Source organism: Streptomyces sp., from assembly GCF_031178505.1.
GTDB lineage: Bacteria > Actinomycetota > Actinomycetes > Streptomycetales > Streptomycetaceae > Streptomyces > Streptomyces gulbargensis.
This window is the reverse complement of record NZ_JAPSIW010000325.1, coordinates 1-7,321: the sequence shown is the minus strand read 5'-3', so window position 1 is coordinate 7,321 and position 7,321 is coordinate 1. Positions and strand designations below refer to the sequence as shown.

Annotated in this window: 8 protein-coding genes; 7 read left to right on the top strand and 1 reads right to left on the bottom strand. The window is 75.0% G+C overall.

Going from position 1 to position 7,321, the window contains the following annotated elements; all coding sequences use genetic code 11:
- Positions 1 to 904 (bottom strand): methyltransferase (locus tag RIF68_RS20715; protein ID WP_309052778.1); only part of this gene is annotated, 904 nt, incomplete at its 3' end.
- A 335-nt stretch (positions 905 to 1,239) separates the two neighbouring features.
- On the opposite strand from RIF68_RS20715, the gene RIF68_RS20710 reads away from it, so the two are divergent.
- The 7 genes from RIF68_RS20710 to RIF68_RS20680 form a co-directional block, all read left to right on the top strand.
- Positions 1,240 to 2,370 (top strand): inositol-3-phosphate synthase, encoded by a 1,131-nt coding sequence (locus tag RIF68_RS20710; RefSeq protein WP_164285786.1) that lies wholly within the window; start codon positions 1,240 to 1,242, stop codon positions 2,368 to 2,370.
- Positions 2,367 to 3,269: an SCO3242 family prenyltransferase gene (locus tag RIF68_RS20705; RefSeq protein ID WP_309052777.1), complete on the top strand. Its 903-nt coding sequence runs from the start codon at positions 2,367 to 2,369 to the stop codon at positions 3,267 to 3,269. The genes RIF68_RS20710 and RIF68_RS20705 overlap by 4 nt, the downstream gene beginning before the upstream one ends.
- Positions 3,266 to 4,111, top strand: coding sequence for a sugar phosphate isomerase/epimerase (locus RIF68_RS20700; RefSeq protein ID WP_164288372.1), 846 nt, complete (start codon positions 3,266 to 3,268; stop codon positions 4,109 to 4,111). Before RIF68_RS20705 ends, RIF68_RS20700 begins: the two co-directional genes overlap by 4 nt.
- Complete coding sequence (locus RIF68_RS20695) at positions 4,108 to 4,710, top strand: EboA domain-containing protein (protein WP_309052776.1); 603 nt, start codon at positions 4,108 to 4,110, stop codon at positions 4,708 to 4,710. Before RIF68_RS20700 ends, RIF68_RS20695 begins: the two co-directional genes overlap by 4 nt.
- 22 nt (positions 4,711 to 4,732) lie before the next feature.
- Positions 4,733 to 5,590, top strand: a complete 858-nt coding sequence (locus RIF68_RS20690; RefSeq protein ID WP_164285833.1) for a TatD family hydrolase — start codon at positions 4,733 to 4,735, stop codon at positions 5,588 to 5,590.
- A 3-nt stretch (positions 5,591 to 5,593) separates the two neighbouring features.
- Positions 5,594 to 6,763 carry a metabolite traffic protein EboE gene (gene eboE / locus RIF68_RS20685; RefSeq protein WP_309052775.1) on the top strand — a complete coding sequence of 390 codons (1,170 nt, stop codon included), beginning with the start codon at positions 5,594 to 5,596 and terminating at the stop codon, positions 6,761 to 6,763.
- Positions 6,760 to 7,321, top strand: a 562-nt coding sequence (locus RIF68_RS20680; protein ID WP_309052774.1) for an alkaline phosphatase family protein, incomplete at its 3' end; no start/stop codon positions are given. The genes eboE and RIF68_RS20680, both read left to right, overlap by 4 nt.

The following is a 7,321-nucleotide window of genomic DNA, read 5'->3' as shown; positions in this document are numbered from 1 at the left end:
GCAGCACCATCTCGATCAGCAGCAGCTTGCCGCCCGGCGCGAGGGCCTCGCGCACGTTGCGCAGGATCTGCAGCGCCTGCTCCTCGGGCCAGTCGTGCACGATGTGCTTGAGGACGTACGCGTCACCGCCCCGCACGACCGGGTCGAAGAGGCCGCCGGCGTGCGTGGTGCAGCGGTCGGCGACGCCCTGCGCGGCGAGGTGGTCCGACGCGCCGTTGCCCTCCACCCGCGGGTCGGAGAGGATGCCGCGCGCCGCGGGGGCCTGCCGCAGGATGCCGGCGAGCAGTCCGCCGCGGCCGCCGCAGAAGTCGACCACGGTTCCGAAGCCCGAGAAGTCGTAGGCGGCGAGGACCGGTTCGGTCTCCGTGTCGGACATGTTGCCCATGCCCTTCATGAACACCTCGCCGTACTCGGCGTCGTGCACCAGGTACTCGAAGGCGCCCATGCCGCGGTACTTGGGCATTCCCGGTTCGCCGGTGGTCACGGAGTACAGCAGCCGGCCCCAGTCCTCCCAGTGCGTGGGGTGGCCCATCAACAGGGCTATGTCCCGCATCGTCATCGGATGGTCGGCGCGCAGGGCGTCGGCCATCGGCGTCAGCTGGTACAAGCCGTCCTCCCGGGCCTCGAAGATCTGGTGCGAGGCCAGCAGCCGCAGGAGCCGGTCCACGGCCCCAGGGTCCGCCTCGACCCGCCGCGCGATCTCCTCGGACCCGAGCGGACCGGCTCCCAGCACCCCGGCGATGTCCAGCCGCGCGGCGACGTGGATCGCCTGCGTGACCATCGAGCCCATCACCAGCTCCAGCAGCGCGAACGGAGGGGGCGCCATCTCGCGGCTGCGGCGCTGCAGATCCGCACGGGCCTCCTCTGCTTCCCGGACGACGTGCGGGGGCGGCATTTCGGGCATGAGATTCCTCCCTGCAGGAACACAACAATTCGTCCCAACCGCCGGAAGGGACCCGGACTACAACCGTATGGAAAAGGCTTGTCGACCCCTGGAGACGCGGTCGAAGGCCGGTGGAGGCGGTGGCAGGACGGGAGAACGGCGGGTACAGAGCGGCGTTCCACCGCTCCGGCACCGGAAGACGGAATTCGCCCGCGGCCGCTTCGCGGTCCGTTGGTGAACGGCTCGGCGGCCGGTCGACGGCCGCCGGAGCGCGCGGCCCGCGCACACACCGGATCGGCATTCTGGCCGGAGATCCGCTTGCCAGGTCAGACGTCGTACGCACATGGAGGCTGCCCGTGTCATCCCACGCGAAGACCCCCGCCACCGGGACGCGGACCGGGGTGTGGCTGGTCGGTGCCCGAGGATCGGTCGCCACCACGGCGGTCGCCGGCTGCGCGGCCGTGGCGGCGGGACTCCTGCCGCCCACCGGAATGGTCACCGCGACCGCCGCCTTCGAAGCCGCCGGCCTGCCGCCGCTGCCGTCCCTGGTCTTCGGCGGCCACGACACCTCGAGCACGCCGCTGCCCAAGCGCGCCGAGGAGCTGGCCGCCCAGGGCGTCCTGCCGCACTGGCTGCCGGCCGCCGTACAGGGCGAACTGGAAGCGACCGACGGCCACATCCGCACCGGCGGCCCGCTGCCCGGTGACGAACGCGGCACCGAGGACCTGATCGGCGCCTTCGCCACCGACATACGCGCCTTCGTACGCGCCACGGGCTGCGCCCGCGCCGTCGTCGTGAACGTCGCCTCCACCGAACCCGCGCCGCAGCGGGGGGACTGGCCGGCCAGCTCCCTGTACGCGGCGGCGGCCCTGCGCGCCGGCTGTGCCTACGTGAACTTCACCCCCTCGGCCGGGATGCGCCACCCGCAGCTGGAGGCCGCCGCCCTGGCCTCGGGCCTGCCGTACGCCGGCCGTGACGGCAAGACCGGTCAGACCCTGCTCAGGGCCGTGCTCGCCCCGATGTTCGCCCGCCGGGCCCTCTCGGTCCGGGCCTGGTCGGGCACCAACCTGCTGGGCGGCGGCGACGGAGCCGCGCTCACCGACCCGGGAGCCGCGGCGGCGAAGAACACCGGCAAGGAACGGGTGCTCGCCGACAGCCTCGGGCGGATGCCGCAGGGGCAGGTGCACATCGACGACGTACCGGCGCTCGGGGACTGGAAGACCGCGTGGGACCACGTGGCCTTCGAAGGGTTCCTCGGCACCCGCATGGTGCTCCAGACGATCTGGCAGGGCTGCGACTCGGCCCTGGCCGCCCCGCTGGTGCTGGACCTGGCCCGGCTGCTGGCGCGCGCCCACGAGCGCGGCCTGTCCGGTCCCCGGCCCGAACTCGGCTTCTACTTCAAGGACGGCGACGGCGACGGCGCCTGCCTGGCCGACCAGTACACGGCTCTGCTCGCGTTCGCCGAACGCCTCGGGGAGTCCCGGTGACCGCCGTCGGCCCCACGGGCGGGACGGCGCGGGCCTGGGCGGAACTGCTGCGGCTGCCCGCCCTGTTCACGGTGCCCGGTGACGCGCTCGCGGGGGCCGCGGCCACCGGAGCGGCGCCGGGACGGCGCACCGCCTGGGCGGTGGGCGCCTCACTGTGCCTGTACGAGGCGGGCATGACCCTCAACGACTGGGCCGACCGGGAGGAGGACGCGGTGGTCCGCCCGCACCGGCCGCTGCCCTCAGGCCGCATCCGGCCGGGCGCCGCGCTCGCGGCGGCCGGCGCGCTGACCGCCGGCGGACTCGCCATGGCCGCCCGCGCGCGGCGGCCGGCGCTGGCGGTCGCCCTGCCGCTCGCAGCCACCGTGTGGGCCTACGACCTGCGGCTCAAGCACACGGCGGCCGGTCCGGCGGCGATGGCGGCGGCCCGCGGGCTGGACGTCCTGCTGGGGGCCGCCGCCACCGGGGGCCCGGTACGCCGCGCCCTGGTGCCGGCCGCCGTACTGGGCCTGCACACGGGTGCCGTCACCCTGGTCTCCCGCCGCGAGACCGAGGGCGGGTCCAGCACCGCTCCGCTGGCGGCGCTGGGGGTGACGGCCGCGGTGACCGCCGCCGTCGTGGGCCGGCGGGGCGCCCACGACGGTCCGGTGCGTGCCGTTCCCGGCGCCGCCCGGGCGGCCCTCGCCGCGGGCTACGCGGGCACCGTCGCACCGCCGCTCGCGCACGCCGTGCTCCATCCGTCGCCGGTACTCACCCAGCGGGCCGTGGGCGCGGGCATCCGCGGCATGATCGCGTTGCAGGGCGGCCTGGCGGCGAGGGCCGGACAGCCGGGCACCGGGCTGCTGACCGCCGCGCTCGCGCCCCTCGCCGCGCGCCTGGCCCGGACGGTGAGCCCCACGTGAACGGGCTGCGCCTGGGATACGGCACCAACGGCCTGACCGACCTGCGCCTGGAGGACGCCCTCGCCCTGCTGGCCGACCTCGGCTACGACGGCGTCGGCCTGACGCTCGACCACATGCACCTCGACCCCCTCGCCCCCGACGTCTTCACCCGCACCACCCGCACCGCACGCCAACTCGCCCGCCTCGGGCTCGGCGTCACCGTGGAGACCGGTGCCCGCTACGTCCTCGACCCGCGCCGCAAACACGGCCCGAGCCTGCTGGAGGACGACCCGGACGACCGCTGGGCCCGCATCCGGCTGCTGATCCGCGCGGTACGGATCGCGGCCGAGCTGGGCGCGCACGCCGTGCACTGCTTCAGCGGCGCCCTTCCCGCCGGGCTCGGCGAGGCCGAGGGTTTCGTACGCCTGGGCGAGGCCCTGGCCCCGGTCCTGGAGGCGGCCGAGGAGGCCGGTGTACCGCTCGCGGTCGAGCCCGAGCCCGGTCACCTGCTGGCCACCCTCGCCGACTTCCACCGGCTGGCCCGCGGCCTCGGCCACCCCGCGCCGCTCGGTCTGACCCTCGACATCGGTCACTGCCAGTGCCTGGAGCCGGCGCCCGTGGCGGACTGCGTGCGCGAGGCCGGGCCCTGGCTTAGGCACGTGCAGATCGAGGACATGCGCCGCGGCGTCCACGAGCACCTGCCGTTCGGCGAGGGCGAGATCGACTTCCCGCCCGTGCTGCGGGCCCTGGCCGACACCGGCTACCGGGGGCTGACCGTCGTCGAGCTGCCCCGCCACTCCCACGCCGGGCCCGCCCTCGCGGCCCGGTCCCTCGGCTTCCTGCGCAACGGAGGGACGAGATGACCACCGCACCCACCACGCCGGGCGCCGGACCGGACGACGGGCCGCGTCCCCCGCTCGCGGCATCGGACGCCGAGGCACAGCGCTGGCTCGACGCCGCCCTGGCCGAAGCCGCCGGCCGGGCGCCCGGCTGGCAGCTGAGGTTCGCCGAGGCGGGCCGCAGGTGCGGGCCGTCCGACACACCCCGGGTGCGGCTGCTGTGCGCCGCCCGTCCGGAGGCCGCCGAGACCGCCCGCCTCTACCACCAGGGCACGGCCGCCGAACGCCGGGCCGTCCTGCTGGCGCTGGACACCCTGGACCCCGACCCCGCCGACGGCCTGCCGCTGGTCGAGGACGCGCTGCGCGCCAACGACACCACCCTGGTGGCGGCCGCCCTCGGCCCGTACGCGGCCCGGCACCTGGCGCCGCACGCCTGGCGGCACGCCGTGCTCAAGTGCCTGTTCACCGGCGTGCCCGTGACCACGATCGCCCGCCTCGCGGACCGTGCCGACGGCGACGGCGAACTGGCCCGGATGCTGCGCGACTACGCCGCCGAGCGCACCGCCGCCGGTCGTCCGGTCCCCGACGACCTCCACCACGTGCTCGCGCTGACCGGGCACTGACGTCACCGAGGAGCAGCCGTACATGCGCATCTTCGACCCGCACATCCACATGACCTCCCGCACCACCGACGACTACGAGGCGATGCACGCGGCCGGCGTCCGGGCGGTCGTCGAACCCGCCTTCTGGCTGGGCCAGCCCCGGACCTCGCCGGCCTCGTTCCACGACTACTTCGACGCGCTGCTCGGCTGGGAGCCCTTCCGCGCCGCCCAGCACGGCATCACGCACCACTGCACCATCGCCCTCAACCCGAAGGAGGCCAACGACCCGCGCTGCGCCCCCGTCCTGGAGGACCTGCCGCGCTTCCTGGTCAAGGACCAGGTGGTCGCGGTCGGAGAGATCGGTTACGACGCGATGACGGCGGCCGAGGACGCCGCCCTGGAACACCAGTTGCAACTCGCCGCCGACCACGGGCTGCCGGCCCTGGTGCACACCCCGCACCGCGACAAGCTCACCGGACTGCGCCGCACCCTCGACGCCGTACGGGCCTCCGCGCTCGGCACCGACCGGGTCCTGGTCGACCACCTGAACGAGACCACCGTCGCCGAGGCGAAGGACAGCGGCTGCTGGCTCGGCTTCTCGGTCTACCCGGACACCAAGATGGACGAGGAGCGCATGGTCGCGGTGCTGCGGGAGTTCGGCACCGAACGGGTCCTGGTCAACTCCGCCGCCGACTGGGGAAGGAGCGACCCCCTGAAGACCCGCAGGGTCGGCGACGCCATGCTGGCGGCCGGGTTCGACGCGGACGACGTGGACCTCGTGCTGTGGCGCAACCCCGTGGCCTTCTACTCCCTCAGCGGCCGCCTGCGCCTGGAACCGCCCGCCGCGGGCCCCACCCACGCGGGCAACTCCATCCTGCGCGGCGCCCCGGCCGAGGTGTGAGCGGTGCGCTTCCGCCACCCGGACGGCAGCGTCGTCCACCTCGCCTACTGCACCAACGTCCATCCGGCCGAAACCCTGGACGGGGTCCTCGCCCAGCTCGGCGCCCACTGCGAACCGGTCCGCCGCCGCCTGGGCGTGGACCGGCTGGGCATCGGCCTGTGGCTCGCCGCGGACGCGGCGCACGCCCTCGACGCCGACCCGCGGGAGGTGCGCCGCCTGCGCACCGAACTCGACCGGCGCGGGCTGGAGGTCGTCACCCTCAACGGCTTCCCCTACCGGGGCTTCGGCGCCGAGCGGGTCAAGTACCGGGTCTACGCGCCGGACTGGGCGCATCCCGACCGGGCGGCCTACACCCTGGCGCTGGCGCGAGTACTGACCGGCCTCCTGCCCGACGACGCGGCCGAGGGCAGCATCTCCACGCTTCCGCTGGCCTGGCGCACCGACTACGACGCCGCGAACGCCGTCCGCGCCCACGCGGCGCTGACCGAACTCGCCGGCCGCCTCGACGACCTCGCCGAAGCCACCGGCCGCTCGGTCCGCGTCGCCCTGGAACCGGAGCCCGGCTGCGTCGTGGAGACCACGCGGGACGCCATCGCCCCGCTCACCGCGATCGCCCACGAGCGCGTCGGCGTCTGCGTCGACACCTGCCACCTCGCCACCTCCTTCGAGGACCCCCGGGCGGCCGTCGGCGCTCTCTCCAGGGCCCGGATACCGGTCGTCAAGGCTCAGCTGTCCGCGGCCCTGCACGCCGAGCACCCCTCGCGTCCCGAGGTCCGCGAGGCCCTGGCGGCCTTCGCCGAGCCCCGTTTCCTGCACCAGACCCGCAGCGAGACCGTCAACGGTCTGCACGGCACCGACGACCTCGGCGAGGCCCTCACCGGCGACGCCCTGCCGGGTACGGCGCCGTGGCGCGCCCACTTCCACATGCCCCTGCACGCGGCGCCCCCGGCCCCGCTGACCGCCACCCTCGGTGTCCTGGGGGAGGCACTGACCGCCCTGGTCGGCGGCGCACAACCGCTGACGCGGCACCTGGAGGTGGAGACCTACACCTGGCAGGCGCTGCCGCCCCGGCTGCGTCCGCGCGACGCGGACCAGCTCGCCGACGGCATCGCCGCCGAACTGGGGACCGCCCGCGACCTGCTGACCGACCTCGGACTGAAGGAACTGCCATGACCCGACCCGGCGGACCGACCCCCCTGCTCGTCCTCGACGTCGTCGGCCTCACTCCGAGGCTGCTCGCCCACATGCCCCAGCTGTCCGCACTCGCCGCACGGGGCGGCCGGGCCGCGCTCGACACCGTGCTGCCCGCCGTCACCTGCTCGGCGCAGGCCACGTTCCTGACCGGCACCCTGCCCGCCGAGCACGGCATCGTCGGCAACGGCTGGTACTTCCGCGACCTCGGCGAGGTCCTGCTGTGGCGGCAGAGCCACGAACTGATCGAGGGCGACCGCGTGTGGGACGCCGCCCGCCGCGCCCGTCCCGGCTACACCGTCGCCAACATCTGCTGGTGGTACGCGATGGGCGCGGGCACCGACTGGACCGTCACCCCGCGCCCGGTCTACTACGCCGACGGCCGCAAGGAACCCGACTGCTACACCCGCCCCGCGGCCCTGCACGACGAACTCACCGAAAAGCTCGGCACCTTCCCCCTGTTCACCTACTGGGGGCCGGGCGCCGGTCTGGCCTCCTCACGGTGGATCACCGACGCGACCCGCCACGTCATGGCCACCC